The organism is Anoxynatronum sibiricum (assembly GCF_039414295.1).
GTDB lineage: Bacteria > Bacillota > Clostridia > Peptostreptococcales > Tindalliaceae > Anoxynatronum > Anoxynatronum sibiricum.
Genome location: NZ_JBCITM010000007.1, coordinates 170576 through 191756, shown reverse-complemented (window position 1 = coordinate 191756; position 21181 = coordinate 170576). Strand labels below are relative to the sequence as shown.

Sequence of the window (21181 nt, the reverse complement as noted above, 5' to 3'; positions counted from 1 at the left end):
GCCACTATCCTTGATAATAGAGGATAGGAATACCCTTTCTCAAAGCAATATCACCCCTCAAAACTGATTCTAAGCGCAAAAAAGCCATGTTTCATCTCTAAAACATGACTTTTTCGACAACCTCAAGCCGTCGCCAGACGGCTTTTTTAATTTGAGATCAGCAATGGAGAAGAGTGTTCACTCGGCAAAAGAATAGTGTAATGATATCAACGAATTCAGAAAAAACTTTTATTTAAACAAGATCAAAAAAATTGTCGATATACTGTTTGAACAATTACAAAAATGGTATAATAGTACTAATTAAATCACTAAAATAAAGAACGTCGAGATAAGACACAGAGGAGGTGGCTGCACCTGTCAATGGCAGCGGGTTATTGACGAGACGGCGGCAGTGAATTGAATGAAGAGAGAATCATAGATAGAAAACATCTTTGCGGCAGAAGCAGATTTGTTGAGAATATCAGTGGTGGATCACTCACCAGTCAACGCACTCGCAGCAACAGTAGAGCAGAAGCAATCGACACATGCCAAATCAATCAAATTTTAATGTCGCAGGAGGAAAATAATTGAAATCAATTAAAAGCAGATTAGTCTTATCATTTGCAGCCATCATTCTGGTCATTTTAAGCAGTATTGGGTTCATGACCATTCGCATCACATCATATACAGTGATGGAAAACAGTTATGGAGACCTGATGAACACAGCACGACAGGAAGCGCGGCTCATCGAAGCTATTCGGGATGGGGAGCTTCAGTATATTGCCGGGCTTGCCCAGAACTCCATTATTACGGATGAAACCGTCTCTGAGGCAGAGCGGGTGGCTTTCTTGAAGGGGGAAGCCCAGCGGGCTGGGTATCTATCTTTTGCATTGGCTGATCGCCAGGGAAACAGTATCTCCCTTGATGGCTCCGGCGATACCGCCACTATCAGTGACCGTGACTACTTTCAGGGAGCCTTGCAGGGAACACCCACGGCTTCAGATTTGTTAATCAGTCGGGTTACCAATTCGCCTATTGTGATTTTTGCCGCTCCCATTCATCAGAATGGCCAACAGATCGGTGTTTTTTATGGTCGAAAAGACGCCATGTTCATGAGTGAACTGGCTACGGATATTTCCTTTGGAGAGACAGGTTATGGCTATATGGTCAATGATCAGGGAACTATTGTAGCTCATGAAAATCTTGAATTTGTTCTTGGACAGGTCAATGTGATTGAAGGAGCCAAAGAAGATCCCGGTATGCAGGATCTGGCCGGTTTGATTGAGAGTCAGGTATTGAGACGAGTTCCTGGTAACGGTACTTACACACTGGAAGGTGAATCTCGTATTGTAGGATTTGCGCCGGTGGAGGGGAGTCCGTGGAATGTCATCGTCGGAGTGGAAACAGACGAAATCTTAGCTGAAGTCAACGCATTGCGAAATATCTTTGTCATCGTGGTGCTGGCAGCACTGCTCATTGGCATCGCAGTGGTTTATGTGGTCAGCAACAATATAGCTAAACCCATTCTAGCAGTGACAAGCACCATTCAAAAACAGGAGCAGCTGGATTTCCGGCTTGACGAAACATCGCCTGCGATGCGGTACATGGATCGGGCCGATGAAATCGGCACTATCACAAGAGCCATCAAGGCCATGGAGGATAATGTGCGCAGCTTCGTTGTCAAAACGGCAGGTGCTGCAGAGCAGGTAGCGGCATCGTCGGAAGAGCTTTCGGCCACCTCTGCCCAGTCGGCTACGGCTTCTGATGAAGTGGCCAAAACCATCGAAGAAATTGCCCGTGGGGCCAGTGAACAGGCAAAAGACACAGAAATTTCAGCGGAGAATGTGGATGAAATGGGACGTATGCTGAATCAGAATCAACAACTGATGCTGGAGTTGAATCAGGCAGTGGGAGAAATTGAAAAAAACAAAGAGGAAGGGTTCATCATTCTGAAAGATCTTGTGGCAAAAACTGCCCAAAGCAACGAAGCCAACGAGACTGTGGCTGACATTATCAACAGCAACCATCATAATGCCGAACGTATTGAACAGGCCAGTACCATGATTCAGAGCATTTCCGATCAGACAAACCTGCTGGCACTGAATGCAGCCATTGAAGCGGCGCGGGCCGGCGAAGCGGGCCGGGGATTCGCAGTGGTGGCCGATGAAATTCGAAAACTGGCAGAGCAATCCAAAAGTTTTAATGATGAAATAAAAATGGTGATAGATGAGCTGCGAAATAAGTCCACCAATGCTGTCGGTACCATGCAGCAGGTGAAGGAAATTGTCGCATCACAGACGAAAAGTGTTCATGAAACAGAGCTGCGCTTCAATACCATTGCCGCTTCCATTGACACCAGCCAACAGGTGATGACACAGCTCAACGAAACAACAGAAAAAATGAGCAGCAGTCTGGCGAAGCTGGTGCAGTTGATGCAGAATCTTTCAGCCATCGCCGAAGAAAACGCGGCAGGCACTGAAGAAGCATCCGCTTCGGTGGAGGAGCAGTCAGCTTCCATGGCAGAAATTGCCAATGCCAGTGATGGATTAACTCAGATTGCCGAAGAGCTTCAGGAAATCATCAGTAAGTTCCAAGTCTAAAGGCACATTCAGGTGTGAGCAAGATTTCAGGGAAAAGAAGCCGAGCTGTTTGAGGCTTCTTTTTTAAATGGAGACAGGCCCCTTGTTTCAAAGACTTCAAGGTTTTGCAAACCCGGAAATATTTGCAAAATCTCACTTCTTGATTTATAATGAAAAAAATCCCGAAAAAATGAATAAGGAGTTGGTTTTTTGTATTTAGAAGAAGCATCGAAACTACCCCGAAAAGTGGTTGAAAACCTGGACGGTGATATTGGAAATCTGAAAGTGTATTTGGTTCAGGATTACAATGTTAACTTGCTGAAGCGCATGGTCAATTTTGGCTTGGATATATTTGGCGATCTGGGAATGGATGAATGGGGGCTGGTGCCGCAAATTCGTCACGGAAACGTTTTTGTGTTGCGTGAAGAAGACAAGAAACGGATCATCGGGCTGGCCATTCTCATGCGTGACTGGGAAGACCTTCAAAAATGCTACCTGTTTGATTATGCCATTTCGGAAGAATTGCAGGGCCAGGGATTGGGATACCATTTTCTTGCAGCCATTATTCGCAACCTGGAAGACCAGGGCTTCTCCAAAATGGGACTGACAGTGGACGTGGAGAATGCACCGGCCATTTGTCTTTATAAAGAAAAGATCGGATTTGAAATTACCGGTGAAAATGAGGATGAGTATGGCGAAGGTCATCACCGCTATATCATGGAACTGCATTTCGATAAATTGCTGCCACCCAAATAGAACATAGAAATACGAAACGGCCTCCCGAAAGGGAGGCCGTTTGAGTATAGGCGATATCATTATGCGTTTTTGCAGATGGCGATGGTGGGGTCATTGGCAATGGCTGCAATGCGGTTAACTTCTGGCTGGTACTCCGGCAGGGTTTCCAGAGGCTGGCGAAGAAAACTGGTGAAGCCAGTAATCCAGGCTTCAAATACATCCTCATTCAGGGAGTAAACAGCCCGCTGGCCTTCCTTCTTCATGTTCAGCAGCCCCGCCTGTTTTAGGATGCGCAGATGCTGAGAAATTCTGGGCTGACTCATTTCAAGCACTGACTCCAGTTCGCAGACATACATAGGTTTGATGGAAAGTAGTTTGACGATTTTAATCCGGGTGCCTTCTCCCAGTGCTTTGAAAATGGTTTCATAATCCACAGAAAAATCCTCCTTGCCGGTGGTGAGTACTCTGCCGGTGGTTAGTATTCCCATTATACCACATTGAAAAACAAGAGTTCCACTGGGAGATAACAGGATGGTCGACAGCATTATGGATAGAGAACTGGTGTGAAGTTCATCGACGCAATGCAACCACTGACAAGGCCGAAGCAGAAAAAGGCTAACAGCAGCCAGCGGCTTCCCGTAGAGGTACATCCACCTGAGGAAGGCCGTCGAAGCCTTGTTGAAGATCTTCGTCCGAGGGAATGTAGTCAGTCATGGCGCCTTCATTATATTGCTGATAAGCCTTCATGTCAAAATAGCCAGTGCCGGTGAGGCCGAAAAGAATGGTTTTGGCTTCGCCGGATGCTTTGCACGCCAGGGCTTCCTGAATGGCCCCGTAAATGGCATGGGCCGATTCGGGAGCCGGGAGAATCTGCTCGGTGCGGGCAAAAAGAACAGCGGCTTCAAAGGCTTTGGTCTGTGTCACAGAGACGGCTTCCATTTCTCCGTCGTGATACAGTTTTGAAAGCACGGGCGACATACCATGGTACCGCAGGCCGCCGGCATGATTGGGGGCCGGCATGAAATCGCTGCCCAGGGTATACATTTTGGCAAGGGGCGTGATGCGGCCGGTGTCGCAGAAATCGTAGGCATAACGTCCCCGGGTGAGGGAGGGGCAGGAAGCTGGCTCCACTGCCACAAAACGGGTGTGGGACTTGCCTTCCAGGCGCTCTTTCATGTAAGGGGTGATCAGACCGCCTAAATTGGAACCGCCGCCGGCGCAGCCCACCACCACGTCTGGGTATTCTTCCAGCTGATCCATGGCCAGCTTGGCTTCCAGTCCGATGATAGACTGGTGCAAAAGCACCTGGTTCAGCACTGAACCAAGGGCATAACGGCTCTGGTCACTGCGCATGGAGGCCTCGATGGCTTCTGAAATGGCGCAGCCCAGGCTGCCATTGGTATCGGGGTTTTTGGCCAAAATTGCCTGACCCACCTGAGTGGTGGTGGAGGGGCTGGGAGTGATGCCGGCCCCAAAGGTTTCCATGACTGCTTTACGGAAAGGTTTTTGTTCATAGGAAATCTTCACCATGTACACATCCAGGTTTAATCCAAAATGGGCGCAGGCGGTGGAAAGAGCGGTGCCCCACTGGCCAGCCCCGGTTTCTGTGGTAAGGGAGGTCAGCCCCTGGGCTTTGGCATAATAAGCCATGGCGGCAGCAGCATTCAGCTTGTGACTGCCGGAGGTGTTGTTGCCCTCAAATTTGAAGTAGATTTTGGCCGGGGTACCCAGCTTCTTTTCCAGCTCATAAGCCCGCACCAGAGGGGAAGGGCGGTACATCCGATAAAAAGCCTGCACCGGTTGAGGAATATCCACCATGGGGGTGGTGGTATCCAGCTCCTGGCGGCATAGCTCTTCACAGAAAACGGGGGTTAGATCTTCAAGTCCCAAAGGCTGCAGAGTTCCGGGATGAAGAAAGGGATCATGTTGTTCTTTCATGGCGGCCCGCAGGTTCATCCACTGAGTGGGCATCTGGTCTTCGGTAAGGTAGGTTTTGTAGGGAACGTGTTTGATTGTCATGGAAAAGCTCCTTTCGGTGGTCAGCACTCCGCTGGCCGGTTCATGGGTTTATAAGTGGGTTCGCATCATGGTGGAACGACTCAGATACTGGACGGGACAGAGTTTTTCCGTTGGCGGGCATACAAAAAGCCCCTTGTCCCTATTCTGGGACAAGAGGCCTGATCAGCTTCCTGCGGTACCACCCGGATTGGTCTTCCAAAAAAAGACCCGCTCGGTTCACGCACCATCATGCGTGCTCCCTGGATAACGGGTGGAGATCCCGTCGGCCGCTACTGCAATATCATCCTTCTGGAAGATACTGGTTGGCGCCCGCCCTCACCGGTCCATTCATCCTGTCTTTAACCTGCTGCAATTTCACCGTCTGCAGCTCTCTGGGAAGTTCAGTGTTCAGGGTTACTTCTCCGGTTCATCGGTTTTAAATGTTTCAACCATCATAAGGCGCTTTATCGAAAATGTCAATGCCATTTCAAAAAAAATCCAAAAAAATAGCAGAACACCACATTTGCTGGTTATGGGAACTATATTTTGAGATTCCATGAAAGATAGGATATAATGGCTTTAACAGCCATGACCCAGCTAAATGAGACTTTGAGCAATGCGGGGCATCGGTCACTTTTTTCGATTGTATATGGTTAAGAGCGAATGAAATAGAACAATCTGATTGAAAAAAATGGCAAAAGGGAGTGTTGATGTGAAAATACCTCGAAAATGGATAGTGGCAGTAGTCTTAACTTTAGTGATGGCAATGTCCCCGTGGGTTACAGCCCCCCTTTATGTCTATGCAGCACCTGCAGTCCAGAACGAACCCGTAGCGGGTTATGAGCCCGTCCATTTTAACGACATGAACTACGATTACTCCCAGGACCTGCATACGATTGAGGATGTTGTGGCGGCTTTCACTGCATTAACCAGTCAAAATAAGGCAACACTGAAAGATGACCATTTAGTCAGGGAATTATTTGAAAATCTGCGAATTGTTGAAAGGGAATATGAAAGGGTTAATCAGGTGTCGGGGATTATTTCATATATTGACCATACTGATGAATCAGCTAAGACGGTAGAGCAGGACTCTCTGGAAGCGCTGCAGCAAATTGAAGAAATGTGGGATGATATCCACAATTGGTTGGTGGACACCGAGTTAAGTCTTCTGCTGGAAGAATTTGGCGTGAAAGCTCCTGAAGAGCAAGACCTGGAAAGAAGAGTGTTTAATCAACAGGTGAATGATCTTCTAAACCAGTATAACATGGCGCTCAACGCAGATTATTCCCGGGAGTTTGATGGCGAAAACTATTCGATTGACGAGTTGGAGGGTCTTTATTTTTCAGACGAGAATCCTGAAGCAGGCGAGGTGTTATTAGAAGCCTTTCGGTCCAAAAATGCCATGACGGGCCCCATTTTTGTTGATCTGGTGAACATTCGAAATGACTACGCCAAGAAGCAGGGATATGAACACTATTTGGCCCTTTTGTTTGACGACGGCACGAAAGATTTTCAGGTGGAAGATTTGTTGAAAGTTGCGGATTATACGAAAGAACATCTTTTAGACTTTCGGGAAGTGTTACTGGAAGCAATTTATGTAGAAAATGAACGACTTTCTCAAGCGGAAGTACCCATGCCCCAGGGAAACTACCTCGAGTGGGCAGAGCAAACAGTGGCAGGAACTTTTCTGGAGCATGCTTTTCGCGTACTAATGGAAAAAGAGTTATTGATAATCCCTGAAGTGGAAAGCGGAAGCTATAGTGCCTTTGTGACAGTCGTTCTTGAGTACAACACGCCGCTGATGGTCATGCGTGACACGGGCGATCTGTTCAATGACTACAATACGTTTCTGCATGAACTGGGTCATTTTGCTGAAGTCCTGGTGGTTTGTGAAAAGCGACACAATGAAGCGTTTCCTGAAGGTTCGAAAAGCTTAGAGATTGTAGAAACCCACTCCACTTCAAACCAGTATATTGCAGCCTCAAGATTTGAAGATTTGTTTGAAGATAATGCCAACTACTTCAGACTAAAAACCACCTTCGCCGCAATTGATTTTTTTTATATCCTGGCGCCACAAACCGAGTTTTTATTCAATGTGTACACTACTGAAGATCTCACTCTTGAAAAGGTCAATCAAATCAGCTACCAAGTGAGAGAAAGCTATCCATTTTTTCTGTTGATGCAGGGTGTGGAAGAGGATTATTATTGGGTTGAAATGACCCAGGATTTTGAAAGTCCCCTATACTCAACCGCTTACGGTGTTTCTTCCCTTGCTTCCTTTGACATGTTTGATGAGACAGTCCCCATCGAGAAACGGTATGAACAATTTGAAAACCTGATCAATCATACGCGATATGGAAAGTTTCGGGAGAGTCTCATTACATCAGGCTATACAGACATTTTTGCACCAGAGGCCCTTGAACCTCAGTTTCAAAAGATGTACGACTTTTATCAGACAACCTTGGAGAAGATCGAAGAATCCAAGGAGAAGATGGAAGCATCAGCAATGAGTGTGGAAATCCATTGGGAATCTTGTCCTGTAGATCAAGGGCATTGTGAGTATGAGATGTGCGCAGATACAGGCAAATAAAACTTCCTGGAAGCCTTTCATCATAGCCCGTGCCTTTATCGTGTTTTGGCTAAAGGAGAAAATCACGATCGGATTCATGCATTTTTTCACAAAAATGAAACGGAACACCAACAAACTGTTGGACTTGAAAACGGTGGGGAAATCGGTGTGAAAGTGGTGGGGCATACACCCAGGCAAGTGGGCATCGGGCACGTACTTGAGCATGGGCAGCATTCCATTGAACATCTGAGCGGCTACACACTGGAAATCTTTGGGGAAGAGGCGGCCATGGTGGTGGAGAACCATGTGTGGAATACACCCACCCTGGCCATTGTCAACGTAATGAAAGAGGAACATGAGATTAAAGGCTTGGAGTACATTCCCCCGAGAACCCTCAACTCATTCTGTTATCGGAAAACCCCCTGGAGGACATCCGAAATACCTGCAGCTTGTCGGGAGTCATGGTTTGGGGAAAGTGGCGGTCGGAGGAATGGCTGCAGGAAGAACTGGAAAAGCTGCGCTATAAGTATTAACCTTCATGAGCCGGTATGATCACATGCCGGCCTGAGGTTTGAAGATGAAGGCTCTTTCCAGGGCAGCTGACTCCAATCTTATGGCTTCAATCTGCATCCGCCAAATGGCGGCTTTTTTGTGCAGAAAAGTCCTTTGCGGGTAAGCTTAACCCTGGCAGAAGTCGATGATGTGAAAAAAAGATTGACATACTAATTTATTTGTTGATAAAATAGTTTTACATTAAAACTATTTTATCAACAAATAAAAATGCGACGAAGGTTTCTGATATGTAAACCTGTCGATTAACAAAGGAGGAGACGGATGAAACTTCAAGATCAGGGTGAAAATCAAAATGACCGCCCGGCTAAAAAACAGGTGTCGGCACAACCGGCATCTGATCGTCACCAAACCCGTTCTAAAGGAGAAAGCCAGGCAAAAAGGCTCATGGCCCTGCTGAATACATTGTCTCTTTTTTCCCGCAAAACATTGTTGGAATGGCTGCCTGATCTGGTCTCGGAAATGGGCATCACCGAAGAACGATTCATGGTGATGTATGAGCTGGATCTGCAGCCGGATATCAGCCTGAAGGAGCTGGCTGCCAGCCTGGTGGTGTCATCTTCCAGCATGTCCATTATGGTGAATTCACTGGTGGAACAGGGGGTTGTGGATCGGGTGCAGGATACCGGTGACCGCCGCAGAGTCGTGCTGCGGCTGACAAAAGAAGGAGAAAAGCAGCTACGGTTGGCGGAAAAAAGCCTGCTGAAAAACTTTGAAGCATACTTGGACACCTTGCCGGAAACAGACCGTCAAGCGCTGGATGATGCAACGGGCAACTTATTATCAGTGATGGCCCGCCTGGTATAACGCTGCACGTCATGCCGTCATCCTTGGATCCCTGAGGCTGAGTACTGGAAAGGACTCGTGCGGGGTTTGGTTTATGGGCATTGAAGTAATGGAAGCGAAGCGGTGGAAAAGAATCAGAAACAGTGACAGTGAAGGATCTTGAAAAGGAGTTAGAATGATGCAGGAAAAAACAATGGTCAACGTGATGAAGAATAATGGCGAAGAAAAACAGATGAGCAGCGAAGAGCAGGGCTTTCTGACGGCTCCCCTGGGAAAACTGATTGCCAGGAATGCAACACCGGCAGTGGCATCCATGCTGTTTATGGCCTTTTACCAGATTGTGGATGGTATGATGGTGGGGCGCCGCCTGGGGCCTGAAGCACTGGCCTCGGTCAATGTGTTGTATCCCATATTGGCGCTGCTGGTGGGTTTTGGCGTTATGATAGGGGTGGGCGGCAATGCCCGAATCGCTGTGCTTTTGGGCGGGGGCCAAAACCGGGAAGCCGGGAGGGTGCTGGGCCTGGTGATGCTGCTGGCAGTGGGAATCGGCCTTGTGGGCACTGTGGCAGTGCTGCTGCTGATGCCCATGATTCTAACCATACTGGGCACCTCCGGCTCCCTGGGCCTTTATGCCGCCGACTACCTGAAAGGGATGTTGCCCTTTTTCGTTTTTCTCATCTTGTTTTTTGTCCTGGAGCAGTCGCTGCGAAACGACGGACAGGCCAATCTGGCCAGTGGTGTCATGGCCTTTTGTTCGGTGCTGAACATTGCGCTTGACTATCTTTTTCTATATGTGCTAAACCTGGGCATTATGGGAGCCTCTTTGGCATCAGGAACGTCACAGACCCTGGGCGTCTTCATTTTTGTGGGGTATTTTGTTCAAAAGCACTTTCGTAACAAGGGGGGCCTGCGCATTCTAAAGCCCGGGATTCAATGGAGCACTATATGGGCAATTGCAGTCAATGGATCTTCTGAAATGCTCAACAGCCTGGCCATGGGCATCACCACCTTCTTCTTAAACCGGGCACTACTGGCCCACATCGGTTCTCTGGGGGTGGCAGCCTTTACGTTGGTACAATACCTGCTGATGTTGGGAGCAATGGTGATCATGGGGGTTGGCAATGGCACTCAGCCCATTTTGAGCTACAATTACGGGGCGGGACAGCATGATCGTGTGAAAGGCGTCTTCTGGCGGGTCATGGGTGTTTCTCTGGTGATGGGCACTTTTTTCTTCTGGATGATGACCTGGGGAATGGAAATCCTCGCATTGTGGTTTGTTGATGGTCATCGGGAGACGCTGGTGCTTACCATGGAAGCGGCCCAGACCATGCGCTGGTCGATGCTGCTAAAGCCCGTGGCCATGATGGTATCCATCTATTTCACGGCACTGGAACAGGCCCGGTGGTCTCTGGTCATTGCTTTGTGCCACAGCCTGATGCTTCCTTTGCTGGGGCTGGCGCTTTTCCCCCGTTGGTGGGGCGCTTCAGGCATCTGGAATGCCCTGGTTTTTGCCGATGGGGTGGCAGTGCTGGTGGCTGCAGGCTGCCTGGCTATTTGGAGGAAAAGAACTGGGTCGGAGAGAATAACCAGGCTGCAGCAACTGAGATCCCCCTCATAAATCAAAAAAACACCGGAAGACATGCATCAGGCATGCCAACCGGTGTTTTTGCTGTTTCGGTTATGCCACGGTGATGTCTTGGCTGTTTTCCCAGACGCCGTGGATATTACAGTAACTTTGGGCATACAGCGTGCCGGATTTACTCAGCTTGACGGTGGTAAGACCGGTAGGCTCGGTGAAGTTCTCGCCTTCACCATGAGCGGCAAAGGTGAAGGTGGCCAACTCAACGGGGAATTTTTCGCCGTCGCCATGGAAGAACACCTTGAACCAGACAATGTGGTGTTCCAGGGTGTTGGGATGGCCGATGGCATCGCCGATGGAAATTTTCAGGTCAAAGGCTTCGCCTGCTTTCACTGTTTCTGGGACGTGAATCACGGGAACGTGTTTTTCGCCCTTCCAGTCACCGGATTGTAAAAATTGACCAAAACTTTTCATATAAACGCCTCCTTGGATCATGTGAATGGGTTGACAATCATTCTGGTACATAGATAACCCAAAAGAAGAAGCTTTAAACAGGGGCGGCTGAATCAGACGCACAGCAGTTTTTTTCGGTGAACCTGCATTCAAAACCGCTTCTCACATTCGGTCGATTTCTTCGACACAAATGTTTAAAACCCGTTTTGACCGGGTAGGTAATTATTTGCGAATATGAATCATGCTGATGAGTCAGTACTGATTAATTAACCCACACTGAAGGAGGCGGATTGCATGTCAAACTATCATGAGCCCATGGAGTTGCTGGATGAAAAGACGCGAAATATCTCCAGAGCTCTGAACAGTCTGAAAGAAGAAATTGAAGCTGTCGACTGGTATAATCAGAGGGTCGTTGCTTCAGCTGACCCTGAACTGGCCAAAATCATGGCCCATAACCGGGATGAAGAGATTGAACATGCCTGCATGACCCTGGAATGGCTGCGGCGTAATATGGATGGTTGGGACGAAGAGCTGCGTACCTATCTTTTCACTGAAGGTGATCTCACTTCACTGGAAGAGGGCGATGCTGAAGGCGGCGGAAAGCCCGACGGCAGCGGCAGCCTGAAAATTGGCGATCTGAAGTAACGGTTAAAAAACGACTGACGATTAATGACTGGCGATTGTTGAAAGAACTGACCACGCCAATGGCATGTTGACTAAAGGAGGAATCGATCATGGATCTGTTGAAACGTGAGCTGGCACCCCTGGCCCAGGAGACCTGGCAGGAAATCGATGAACGGGCAGTGGATGTCCTGAAAACCCATCTGTCAGCCCGCAAGGTGGTTCGAGTGCAGGGACCTAAGGGTTGGAACTACACATCCATTCCCGAAGGGCGCCTGACTATTCTGGATGGTGACAAAAACGGTGTCAAGTCTGGACAATACAAAGTGAAGCCCCTGGTGGAAACCCGCATTTCTTTTACGCTGAGTCGCTGGGAAATGGATAACATCATTCGAGGTGCCCGGGATGTGAAGCTGGATGCCCTTGAGGAAGCCATGGAAAAAATGGCTGTGTTTGAAGAAGATGCCGTCTACAACGGTTATGAACCCGGTGGTATTCAAGGCCTTTTTGGAAGTGCCGAGCAGGAACGCCGTCCCTTTGGTGAAAAGGGCAGCGAGATCATGGACTCTCTTTCAAAGGCAGTATTACTCATGAAAGAAGCGTATCAGGAAGCCCCCTTCACCCTGGTGGTGGGAGAAGAAGGCTGGAAGCGAGTGAACACAGAAGTTCAGGGATATCCTCTGATCAAGCGCATCAAAGATATCATCGGCGGCGAAGTGGTGTTCAGCCGAGTGGTGGAGGGTGCCCTGCTGGTGCCTTATGACCACGAAGACCTGGAACTGGTCATCGGCGGCGACTTCTCCATCGGATACGAATCTCACGATGCTGAAAATGTGAATCTTTTCGTGGCAGAGTCCTTCACCTTCCGTGTGTTGGATCCGGCCATCATCGTGCCCTTTAAACTGTAAAAGATAGGCTGACGCATCGTGATGGTCAGCTTGTCAGATAAATTGGTACAGCAACCCCTGTTGGAAGAAAAATCATTTTCTCTCCTTCGGGGGTTTTTGGTTTTGCTAAAAATCCATGGTATCACGGAGATTTCTCGGGTAAGGAGGTGGGAAATCGAAAGACGGTCATGGTAAATTCAAAGACTGCCGGGTATAATAGAATCATTAAGACGATGCAAAAGAGAATGTTTTTCTTTATTTAAGGCATTGAGGGTGAATGCAGGCGGCAGATGAGACAAGGGGACGGCTGTAAAGCCAAAGAGAAAGAGGGGCGTGAACCATGCTGGAAAACTATACGGAAAAACTGGTGCGTGAAGTACTGAAAGAATACAAGTCAAAGGATCCTGTGTGTGATTGTGATAACTGTGAAGATGATGTGGTGGCAACGGTACTGAATCAGATGCCACCCAAATATTTTTTGTCGGATGCCCCCCAGGGTGAACGGGTGGCGTATGTGCTGAGTAAAAAGCTGCGGTTTGATGCACTGATTAAAATATCGGAGGCGGTTCCTCAAGTATTGAAACAAAATCATTCAGAAACATAAGCCGCTAAAAGGAGCAGAACTGACCCATGAAATGGAGCATGATTCCACTGGTGGCATTGTTGCTGGCCATCTATACTGCCTTAAACTATTACATTGGCCTTCGGGGGCTCCAGGCCTTTGGCCATTTGCTGGGACCTCGGGGCATGCGGATGGCATGGGCCCTCTACTGGCTGGTGGTTTACCTGTACATGGCTGCCCGGCTGTTGGGAGACAGGCTGCCTTCAAATGTGGTGCGCCGCTTGATTCATGCCGGCGCCTACTGGATGGCCGCCATGGTTTACCTGTTGATGTTCCTGATAGTTATTGATCTGATCCGGGCAGCCGCCGCCTTCATTCCGCTGACTTTCCATCAGCCACTACTACTGCGATACTGGACGGGACTTTTGGTGGTGGGACTGGTGCTGGGAGTTCTGATCTACGGCACATGGAATGCCCGGAACCCCCGGCGGGTGGACTATCAGGTGGCTTTTTTTCACCCGCTGGCACAGGAGGCTGCGACCGCCACTGATGGGGAGATGCAATCTTCACTGCGGGTAGCCCTGGTATCAGACATTCATCTGGGAACCATTGTGGGAAGCAGGCGCCTGGAGAAGCTGGTGGAGCAGTTGAATGAAATGGCTCCGGATATGATTCTTTTTGCAGGAGACATCATCGATGAAAATGTGAATCACTTCATTGATGAACGGATGGATGAAACCTTCCGCCGGTTGAACCCGCCCCTGGGAACTTATGCGGTGCTGGGTAACCATGAGTATTTTGGCGGACACCTGGAAGATATCGTCCACCATCTACAGGCCTCGGGCATGAAAGTGCTTCGAGATGAAAGGGTGCTCGTCGCAGACAGGTTCTACCTGGCTGGCCGCGAAGACGTTGTTTCAGAGCGTTTTACCGGGACGCCACGGAAACCGTTGAGAGATATTCTGGACGGGATTGATCCTGCTACAACACCGGTGCTGCTTATGGACCATCAGCCCAAAGACTGGCAGGAAGCCAGGGTAGCAGGCGTTCGGCTGCAGGTATCTGGACACACCCACCGGGGGCAGATGTTCCCCTTCGGATTCATCACCGAACGTTTATTTGATGAAGACTGGGGCAAGCTGCAGGAAGGGGATCAAACGCTGATTGTATCCTCGGGATACGGAACCTGGGGGCCGCCGGTACGTACTGGGAATCAACCTGAAATTGTGTTGATCACTCTTGTTGAGCGAAACTGACTTCTGACGCCTGCTGGCAGAAGGGAGGCGACTGCATGGGCCGAATCGAGACCGGCACCATTCTTCAGCGTCTGGAAGATGGAACGGAAGAAAAAACCTATGAAATGATCTTTCTGGGCAAGGCGCATCTTGACCAGGTGATGGCATTGCAGCAGGTGATTTTTGACACCATCGACAACCAAGAGAAATTTGTGCCGGACCCAAGGGAATTTTACGATGAAATTGCTTTGACGGAAGGCCGGGGAAAGATGATTGGTGTTTTTGTGGAAGGGGAAATGATTGCCGCAAGAAGCATCAGCTTTCCCGGGCTTTCATATGAGAATCTGGCGTGGGATCTGAATCTGCCGGAGGAAGAAATGCTTCGGGTCTGCCATTTGGAGGCGTCCATGGTACGGCCGGACTACCGGGGAAACCGGCTTCAGGGCCTCATGATGCGTCCAACATTGGGGTACGCCAGGCAGAGAGGCAGCGGCATGGTGCTGTGCACCATCTCTCCTTTCAACTACCCAAGTTTAAAAAATGTGATGGAAGCGGGTCTTGTCATTCGGGATGTGAAGGTGCGTGAAGGGGTTTACGGAGGCAAACTGCGTTTTCTGCTGGCCATGAACCTGTGCCGGCCGGTGGAGCCTGTTTTTTTGGAAAGATGCAAGGTGATGAATACGGCCATCGAAGTGCAAAAAGGCTTGCTGGAAGCAGGCTATGCAGGCTACCGACTGGAGAAGCTGCCGGGGCAGCCTCCCTATTTTGCATTGCGGTATGGCAAACCTTACCCTGCACTGGTGGGGCGGCTGGATACTACGTTGCTTTCCACCAATTGACGATAATACAGACTGCTTTTCATGAGGGAAGCATGGTCGCCGCAGGCGGCCAGCTTCCCTTTTTCGATCACGCAGATTCGATCCAGTTGTTTCAGAGTGCTGAGCCTGTGGGCGATGATCAATGCCGACCGGTTTTCCAGCAGCTTTGAAAGAGAGGCTTGAACCTGGCTTTCCAGGGCGACATCCATGCTGGCAGTGGCTTCATCCAATACCAGGAGAGGCGCGTCCTTCAGCAGTGCCCGGGCAAAGGCGATGAGCTGTCGCTGGCCGCCGGAAAGACCGGCTCCCTCTTCTCCCAGCCGGGTGTCATACCCTTCAGGCAGGCTCGTGATCATGCTGTGGGCCATAGCTTGCCGGGCAGCGGCCTCAACCGCCTCTCGTGAAGCACCGGGACGGCCAAAGGCGATGTTTTCAGCTACGGTGGCAGAGAAAAGAAATACCTGCTGTGGCACCACTGCCATGAACCGGTGAAGTTGTTCCGGTGGAATCTGAGGCAGGGGGACGCCGTCCAGGGTGATGCTTCCCGTGCTGGGGTCCCGCAGGCGCATCAGAAGGGCGGCTAAAGTGCTTTTCCCCGCACCGGTGGCCCCGGCGATGCCCACCCGCTCACCGGGACGCAGTACCAGTGACAGGTTATCCAGCACATTGGCCTGATTTTCATCGTAGGCAAAAGACACCTGATGAAAGATCACTTCTCCCCGAAGGGGCTCCGGGAGAGGGGAGAGGGCGTCTTTGACAGCCAGAGGATTGGGCGTTTCAAGCACGGTCATGATTCTATCCAGGGAAGCCAGGGCTGCCAGATAGGTGTTGTACAGATCGCTGAGATTGCGCAGGGGTTGATAGAATTTTCGAAGATAGGTCAGAAAGGCCACAAAAATTCCCAGGGTGATGGTTTCTGTCATCACCTGCACCCCGCCGTACCACAGCAGCAGAGCAGTACCGGTTCCTGTGGTGAGGGAGGTGAGGGGGAAAACCAGTGCCAGCAGCACCATGGCTTTCAACCCTGCCTGCAGATTCCCCTCGCTCACATCAAGAAAATCCTGTTCCTGTTGCTGCTGAACACCCAGAGACTGGACAACCCGAATGCCGGCAAAATTTTCTTCCACTTGGGTGTTTAGTGCCGCCATCTTTTCCCGTACTTCCCGGAACGCCTGGCGAATATGCCGCCCCAGCAGCGCCATGGCCAGCAGCACCACCGGCAGGGTGGCCAGCAGCCACAGGGTCAGACCGGGATGAAGGCGGTACATGATCCAGATCATGAGCAGCAGTGTGGCGGTATCACTGATGAATCCCACGATGCCGTCGGTAACGGCAGCGGAAAGGGCGCCCACATCGTTCATCACCAGCGATGTGAGGGCGCCTTTTTGCTGTTTTTCATGGAAAACCATGGGGAGGTGGAGTAGTTGGTGAAAAAGCTGTTGACGCACGTCGGCAACGGCCCGCTGCCCGATAGTTTGGGTTAAAAGGCGCTGATGATAGGCAAAAAACCAGGCGCCTCCCTGAAGCAGGAAAAACAGGATGGCCCACAACAGCATGCCTTCCGGGATTCCCGGCAGAATGTGATGATCAATCATCTGCTGGGCCACCAGGGGCGGCATTAATCCCATAACGGTGTGCAAAAGTGTGACCACCAGTGCTATGGCCAGGCTTTTTCGCTGGGTGGCCACCAGCTGGGCATAAAAACGTAGATTCTTGCGAGTCAGCAGAGAGGACTGCCAGGCGCCATCATGCTCTCGGCTGAACTTGCTGTAAAAGCCGCCCCTCATGCTACACACCTCCTCTGCCGGCTTTGTCGCCGGAGGCTTCAATAAATCCACGGTAGCCGGCGTGGCTGGTCACCAGTTCCTGGTGTGTCCCCAAACCGGTGATGCGGCCATCTTCCAGAAAAAGAATCCGATGAGCGTTGCGCAGTGTGGCCAGCCGGTGGGCAATCACCAACAGGGTTTTGCCTGCCATGAGAGCCGACACAGATTCCATGATATGGGCATCGGTAAGATGGTCCACGCTGGCAGTGGGCTCATCCAGCACCAAAATTTCCGGCTGACGCAGTAATACCCGGGCCAGGGCCAGGCGCTGGGCCTGACCGCCGGAGAGGCGTACACCCCGTTCGCCGATGGGCGTGTCGTATCCCTGGGGAAGCTCTTTAATAAAAGAATCCAGGCTGGCCAGTCTGGCGGCCTGCTGAATATCGGCAAAAGAAGCATCGGGGGTTCCCAGGGCGATGTTGTCCCGCAGTGTGCCGTCAAACAGAAAAGGATGCTGCATCACCAACCCAATTTTCTCCCGCAGGCTTTCCACCGTGTACTTTTCAATGGGATGGTCATCCAGCAAAATATCACCTGCCGAGGGCGCGTAAAAGCGCAGCAGCAAGTGTACCAGGGTGGTTTTGCCGGCACCGCTGGGGCCCACGATGGCAAGGGTTTCTCCGGCATTGATCTTAAACGTGACATGCTGCAGCACCGGTTGAGCATCATAGGCAAAGGAGACATCCTGCATGGATAGGGAACCGGTGAGATGGGTGAAGGGCTGGGCCCCGGGATGATTTTGAATGGCACTTTCCTGGTCCAACAGGTGGTGGATGCGTTCGGCCGCTGTGTCTGCCTGTTGAAAAAGGCTGAGAAGAAAACCGGTCTGCCGGATGGGGCGGTTCAGTAGATTGACATAGGCCATGAAACCCACCAGAGATCCGGCAGTGATTCGCCCGGTGGTCACCAGCCAGCCGCCGGCCAGCAGTACCAGACCGGCAAAAAAACCCAGCAGCACTTCAGAATAGGGAAGCCAGAATGCTCCCAGGCGGGCAGCATCCACCTGATACTGAAGATATTCCTGGTTTTCCTGTTGGAACTGATTTTCCTCGTGGGTTTCATTGCCAAAAAGCTTGATCACTTCAATGCCTGCCAGACGCTCCCGGGTGAAGGAGGTGAGGCGGCCGGTGGTTTGACGGATGCGGCGGAAGGCGGGACGCACCCGAAAGCTGTAAGTCCACATGGCGTGAATCATAAAGGGCATCATGAGCAGAAAAAGGAAGCCCATCCAGGGACTCCACATCATCAGGCTGATGAAAATCCAGAGCAGTACCAGCCCGTTGGTAACCACCTTCAGCAAACCGAAGGCGATGAACCGCTTCAGGGTATCGGTGTCTGAGACCACCCGGGAAATGAGATCACCCACCTGGGTGCGGTCGAAAAAAGAAAAAGAAAGCTGATTCAGGTGATGAAACAATTGATTTCGTATCTGAAAAATAACCCGTTGACTCACCCACTCACTCAGTACCTGCTGGGTAAAGCTGAAAAGGCCTTCCATTAAAGACAGCAGCAAAATACCGCCCCCCAGCCAGAGCAGCCAGGTGGTGTCGCCAGTGGGAAACACCTCATCAATGGCATATTGAATCAGCCACGGGGGCAGGGTGGTGAGCAGGGCAATGAGCATTAACAGAATCCCCACCAGCATGAGCCACCATCGGTAAGGTTTGAGAAAGGGGAGCAGCCGTAACATGGGTTCACTCCTTTGCGAGCATCAATCTGTCAGTCTCTCCCATTATACCCGAAAACAGCAGTTGTTTTCATGAAAGCCGGGTGAAAAGAAACGGTGGGTGGTCAGAAAAAGAGGAAAGTGGCCCAAGATAAGAATAATCAGAATCGACGGTTTTTTTTGTTTTTTTGCCTCTTTTTTATTGACACAGGAAAACGATTCCAGTATGATTAAACAGAACGGTGTTCTATTAATTGGTTTTATTGTCCGCTGGCAGAAATAACCAGGTGTCATTCCGGGAGATATTGCCGAAAAACCAGGCCTGGATGCAACGAAAGGCCCTCGATCAACCGAATATCTCTTTTGGAGACAGCTGCAGCTGCTAAAAACGCAGATATAATGGAAAGGCGTTCTGTAATTTGGAGACGGTCGTGAGGGGTGACGAAGAGTTAAGGTGACGAAGAAGAAAAGGAGGAAAAGAAAATGGCAAAGAAAAAAAGCATTCTGGATCTGATGAAAATGAAAAAAGAAGGGGAACAGGTGGCTTGGGTAACGGCTTATGATTTTCCCACGGCCATGTTTGTGGAGCAGGCAGGTATGGACATGATTCTCGTGGGCGATTCCCTGGGCATGGTAACCCTGGGATACAAAGGCACTATACCGGTCACCATGGAAGACTGCATCTCCCATTGCCAGGCTGTTCGAAGAGGGGCTCCCAATACATGGATCATCGGCGACATGCCCTTTGGCTCCTATCAGTCCTCCGACGAACAGGCAGTGGACAATGCGGTGCGGTTTATGAAAGAGGCAGATGTGGACTGCATTAAGCTGGAAGGCGGCGTGCGGGTTAAAACCAGGATAAGAGCCATTTCCGACGCCGGCATTCCTGTCATCGGCCACATAGGGTTGACTCCTCAGAGTTCAGGCCAGCTGGGTGGATTCAAAGCCCAAGGGCGAGACGTGAAGAATGCCCGGGGGGTCATTGAAGATGCCCTGGCAGTACAGGAAGCGGGTGCTTTTGCCATTCTGGTGGAAGCCGTTCCGCCGGAACTGACAGCCTTCATCACCCAAAAATTGGATATTCCCGTTTATTCCATCGGCGCAGGTGCCTGCGACGGTCAACTGCTCATCAGCAGTGACATGCTGGGGAAATTCCAGGCATTTACTCCCAAATTCGTAAAAGTCTATGCCAATGTGGCAGAGGTGGAGATCAATGCCTTCAAGGAATATGTGAAAGATGTGAAAGAAGGCGTTTTCCCATCTGATGATTATGTGTACCACATCACTGACCCCATTGAAGAATTTGAAAAGCTCTTTAAGGAGTACGCATAAACCATAGAATCAAAGGAGGAAACCAACCATGTCCATGAAAGAAATTGAGAAGTTCATCACAGAAAAAACCAGCTTTCCACTGAAAGATCGCCACGACCTGCCATCTTCCAGCACCACTTTTGAAGGCGGTGCCCATTATCGGATGGAAGTGCCCGGCATCGAAAACGCTGCTAACTTTGAAACTCTGGTGAAAGAGGCTGAAAAACAGCAGGTGCCCATTCACCGGGTAATTGGAACTGTTGGCGGATCAGCTTATCTGGATAAGGCAGAACTGAAATACTATGCCCAGATTGGTGCTGATGCCAAAATGGAAACCCTGGTGAACCCCATGGCCACCCGGGGATGGGACACCGGCCGGCAATATTTGACACCCGAAGGTTATGTTTCAGGCATGCGTGTCAGGGGACAGGACAATCTGTATCTGTGGCTGAAAGAAGTCAACCGGTGCATTGAGGCCGGTATCCGGGGATTCCTGATTCCTGACGAGGGGTTGCTGTATATTGCCAGCAAAATGCGGGCAGAAGGCGTGCTGCCGGCAGATGTGAAATTTAAGGTTTCTGTCTTTGCAGGTCACGGCAATGCAGTGGGAGCCAAAATGCTGGAAGAACTGGGAGCCGACAGTTTCAACCCCCTGGCCGATCTTTCCCTGGCCATGTTTGCAGCCATTCGAAGTGTCACCAATATTCCCATGGATGTATACATGAGTATTGTTGATTCCATGGGCGGCAACCAGCGCCATGTGGAAGCCGATGAAATCGCCCGAATCTGTGCACCGGTGTACTTCAAGTTTGAGCCGGGCAAAAATGAATGTGATCTGTACAATTCCTGGCATGAAGATGCTCATCTGAACCATCTGGTGAAAGTGAAAGTGCGCATGGCCAAGGTCTGCAAAGAATGGTGCGACGAAAGTGATACCAAGCTGGTTTTCAATGACTACACAGACGATCTGGCCGTCCCGAAGCCATAGACACGAAGCAACGTGAATA

At 50.2% G+C, this 21181-nt stretch carries 18 protein-coding genes and 1 other annotated feature; of the genes, 13 read left to right on the top strand and 5 right to left on the bottom strand.

Going from position 1 to position 21181, the window contains the following annotated elements; genetic code table 11:
• Window positions 1-566 precede the first annotated feature (566 nt).
• Together AAIG11_RS09015 and AAIG11_RS09010 are read left to right on the top strand one after the other, a co-directional pair.
• Window positions 567-2579 carry a methyl-accepting chemotaxis protein gene (locus tag AAIG11_RS09015; protein WP_343185912.1) on the top strand — a complete coding sequence of 671 codons (2013 nt, stop codon included), beginning with the start codon at window positions 567-569 and terminating at the stop codon, window positions 2577-2579.
• Window positions 2580-2768: 189 nt separating this feature from the next.
• Window positions 2769-3314: a GNAT family N-acetyltransferase gene (locus tag AAIG11_RS09010; protein WP_343185911.1), complete on the top strand. Its 546-nt coding sequence runs from the start codon at window positions 2769-2771 to the stop codon at window positions 3312-3314.
• A 59-nt stretch (window positions 3315-3373) separates the two neighbouring features.
• Here the strand turns inward: AAIG11_RS09010 and AAIG11_RS09005 are convergent, their stop codons facing one another.
• Together AAIG11_RS09005 and AAIG11_RS09000 are read right to left on the bottom strand one after the other, a co-directional pair.
• Window positions 3374-3838, bottom strand: coding sequence for an ArsR/SmtB family transcription factor (locus tag AAIG11_RS09005; RefSeq protein WP_343185910.1), 465 nt, complete (start codon window positions 3836-3838; stop codon window positions 3374-3376).
• Between the two features lie 70 nt (window positions 3839-3908).
• Window positions 3909-5312, bottom strand: a complete 1404-nt coding sequence (locus AAIG11_RS09000) for a TrpB-like pyridoxal phosphate-dependent enzyme (protein ID WP_425499418.1) — start codon at window positions 5310-5312, stop codon at window positions 3909-3911.
• 142 nt (window positions 5313-5454) lie between these two features.
• Window positions 5455-5731, bottom strand: a binding site (T-box leader).
• Between the two features lie 251 nt (window positions 5732-5982).
• Here AAIG11_RS09000 and AAIG11_RS08995 point away from each other — a divergent pair.
• The 4 genes from AAIG11_RS08995 (at window position 5983) to AAIG11_RS08980 (ending at window position 10834) form a co-directional block, all read left to right on the top strand.
• A complete protein-coding gene (locus AAIG11_RS08995; protein ID WP_343185909.1) occupies window positions 5983-7881 on the top strand; it encodes a gluzincin family metallopeptidase in 1899 nt (632 codons plus the stop codon).
• 45 nt (window positions 7882-7926) lie between these two features.
• A complete protein-coding gene (locus AAIG11_RS08990; RefSeq protein WP_343185908.1) occupies window positions 7927-8412 on the top strand; it encodes a hypothetical protein in 486 nt (161 codons plus the stop codon).
• 282 nt (window positions 8413-8694) lie between these two features.
• Window positions 8695-9237 carry a MarR family winged helix-turn-helix transcriptional regulator gene (locus AAIG11_RS08985; RefSeq protein WP_343185907.1) on the top strand — a complete coding sequence of 181 codons (543 nt, stop codon included), beginning with the start codon at window positions 8695-8697 and terminating at the stop codon, window positions 9235-9237.
• Between the two features lie 157 nt (window positions 9238-9394).
• Complete coding sequence (locus tag AAIG11_RS08980) at window positions 9395-10834, top strand: MATE family efflux transporter (protein WP_343185906.1); 1440 nt, start codon at window positions 9395-9397, stop codon at window positions 10832-10834.
• A gap of 60 nt (window positions 10835-10894) precedes the next feature.
• Here AAIG11_RS08980 and AAIG11_RS08975 read toward each other — a convergent pair whose 3' ends face one another.
• Window positions 10895-11269: a class II SORL domain-containing protein gene (locus tag AAIG11_RS08975; RefSeq protein WP_343185905.1), complete on the bottom strand. Its 375-nt coding sequence runs from the start codon at window positions 11267-11269 to the stop codon at window positions 10895-10897.
• A gap of 273 nt (window positions 11270-11542) precedes the next feature.
• Here AAIG11_RS08975 and AAIG11_RS08970 point away from each other — a divergent pair, with 273 nt between their 5' ends.
• The 5 genes from AAIG11_RS08970 (at window position 11543) to AAIG11_RS08950 (ending at window position 15392) form a co-directional block, all read left to right on the top strand.
• Window positions 11543-11893 carry an encapsulin-associated ferritin-like protein gene (locus AAIG11_RS08970; protein WP_343185904.1) on the top strand — a complete coding sequence of 117 codons (351 nt, stop codon included), beginning with the start codon at window positions 11543-11545 and terminating at the stop codon, window positions 11891-11893.
• Window positions 11894-11982: 89 nt separating this feature from the next.
• Window positions 11983-12777, top strand: a complete 795-nt coding sequence (locus AAIG11_RS08965; protein WP_343185903.1) for a family 1 encapsulin nanocompartment shell protein — start codon at window positions 11983-11985, stop codon at window positions 12775-12777.
• A gap of 319 nt (window positions 12778-13096) precedes the next feature.
• Window positions 13097-13360 (top strand): late competence development ComFB family protein, encoded by a 264-nt coding sequence (locus AAIG11_RS08960; RefSeq protein WP_343185902.1) that lies wholly within the window; start codon window positions 13097-13099, stop codon window positions 13358-13360.
• A 26-nt stretch (window positions 13361-13386) separates the two neighbouring features.
• Window positions 13387-14574 carry a metallophosphoesterase gene (locus AAIG11_RS08955; RefSeq protein ID WP_343185901.1) on the top strand — a complete coding sequence of 396 codons (1188 nt, stop codon included), beginning with the start codon at window positions 13387-13389 and terminating at the stop codon, window positions 14572-14574.
• A 35-nt stretch (window positions 14575-14609) separates the two neighbouring features.
• A complete protein-coding gene (locus AAIG11_RS08950) occupies window positions 14610-15392 on the top strand; it encodes a GNAT family protein (protein WP_343185900.1) in 783 nt (260 codons plus the stop codon).
• Here AAIG11_RS08950 and AAIG11_RS08945 read toward each other — a convergent pair.
• A complete protein-coding gene (locus tag AAIG11_RS08945) occupies window positions 15341-17158 on the bottom strand; it encodes an ABC transporter ATP-binding protein (RefSeq protein ID WP_343185899.1) in 1818 nt (605 codons plus the stop codon). The genes AAIG11_RS08950 and AAIG11_RS08945 overlap by 52 nt on opposite strands.
• 1 nt (window position 17159) lies before the next feature.
• The gene (locus AAIG11_RS08940) at window positions 17160-18887 is read right to left on the bottom strand and encodes an ABC transporter ATP-binding protein (protein ID WP_343185898.1); all 1728 of its coding nucleotides are present in this window, start codon (window positions 18885-18887) and stop codon (window positions 17160-17162) included.
• A gap of 459 nt (window positions 18888-19346) precedes the next feature.
• Between AAIG11_RS08940 and panB the strand changes: the two genes are divergently transcribed.
• Both panB and AAIG11_RS08930 read left to right on the top strand, forming a co-directional pair.
• Window positions 19347-20195: a 3-methyl-2-oxobutanoate hydroxymethyltransferase gene (gene panB, locus AAIG11_RS08935; RefSeq protein WP_343185897.1), complete on the top strand. Its 849-nt coding sequence runs from the start codon at window positions 19347-19349 to the stop codon at window positions 20193-20195.
• Between the two features lie 28 nt (window positions 20196-20223).
• The gene (locus tag AAIG11_RS08930) at window positions 20224-21162 is read left to right on the top strand and encodes a hypothetical protein (protein ID WP_343185896.1); all 939 of its coding nucleotides are present in this window, start codon (window positions 20224-20226) and stop codon (window positions 21160-21162) included.
• Window positions 21163-21181 lie beyond the last annotated feature (19 nt).

Bases quoted from the DNA above. Each gene is read 5' to 3' on its own strand.
- AAIG11_RS09005 (WP_343185910.1), bottom strand. From the start codon at position 3,838: ATGCTGTCGACCATCCTGTTATCTCCCAGTGGAACTCTTGTTTTTCAA.
- AAIG11_RS09000 (WP_425499418.1), bottom strand. From the start codon at position 5,312: ATGACAATCAAACACGTTCCCTACAAAACCTACCTTACCGAAGACCAG.
- AAIG11_RS08995 (WP_343185909.1), top strand. From the start codon at position 5,983: ATGGCAAAAGGGAGTGTTGATGTGAAAATACCTCGAAAATGGATAGTG.
- AAIG11_RS08985 (WP_343185907.1), top strand. From the start codon at position 8,695: ATGAAACTTCAAGATCAGGGTGAAAATCAAAATGACCGCCCGGCTAAA.
- AAIG11_RS08980 (WP_343185906.1), top strand. From the start codon at position 9,395: ATGCAGGAAAAAACAATGGTCAACGTGATGAAGAATAATGGCGAAGAA.
- AAIG11_RS08975 (WP_343185905.1), bottom strand. From the start codon at position 11,269: ATGAAAAGTTTTGGTCAATTTTTACAATCCGGTGACTGGAAGGGCGAA.
- AAIG11_RS08970 (WP_343185904.1), top strand. From the start codon at position 11,543: ATGTCAAACTATCATGAGCCCATGGAGTTGCTGGATGAAAAGACGCGA.
- AAIG11_RS08965 (WP_343185903.1), top strand. From the start codon at position 11,983: ATGGATCTGTTGAAACGTGAGCTGGCACCCCTGGCCCAGGAGACCTGG.
- AAIG11_RS08960 (WP_343185902.1), top strand. From the start codon at position 13,097: ATGCTGGAAAACTATACGGAAAAACTGGTGCGTGAAGTACTGAAAGAA.
- AAIG11_RS08955 (WP_343185901.1), top strand. From the start codon at position 13,387: ATGAAATGGAGCATGATTCCACTGGTGGCATTGTTGCTGGCCATCTAT.
- AAIG11_RS08950 (WP_343185900.1), top strand. From the start codon at position 14,610: ATGGGCCGAATCGAGACCGGCACCATTCTTCAGCGTCTGGAAGATGGA.
- AAIG11_RS08945 (WP_343185899.1), bottom strand. From the start codon at position 17,158: ATGAGGGGCGGCTTTTACAGCAAGTTCAGCCGAGAGCATGATGGCGCC.
- AAIG11_RS08940 (WP_343185898.1), bottom strand. From the start codon at position 18,887: ATGTTACGGCTGCTCCCCTTTCTCAAACCTTACCGATGGTGGCTCATG.
- panB (WP_343185897.1), top strand. From the start codon at position 19,347: ATGGCAAAGAAAAAAAGCATTCTGGATCTGATGAAAATGAAAAAAGAA.
- AAIG11_RS08930 (WP_343185896.1), top strand. From the start codon at position 20,224: ATGTCCATGAAAGAAATTGAGAAGTTCATCACAGAAAAAACCAGCTTT.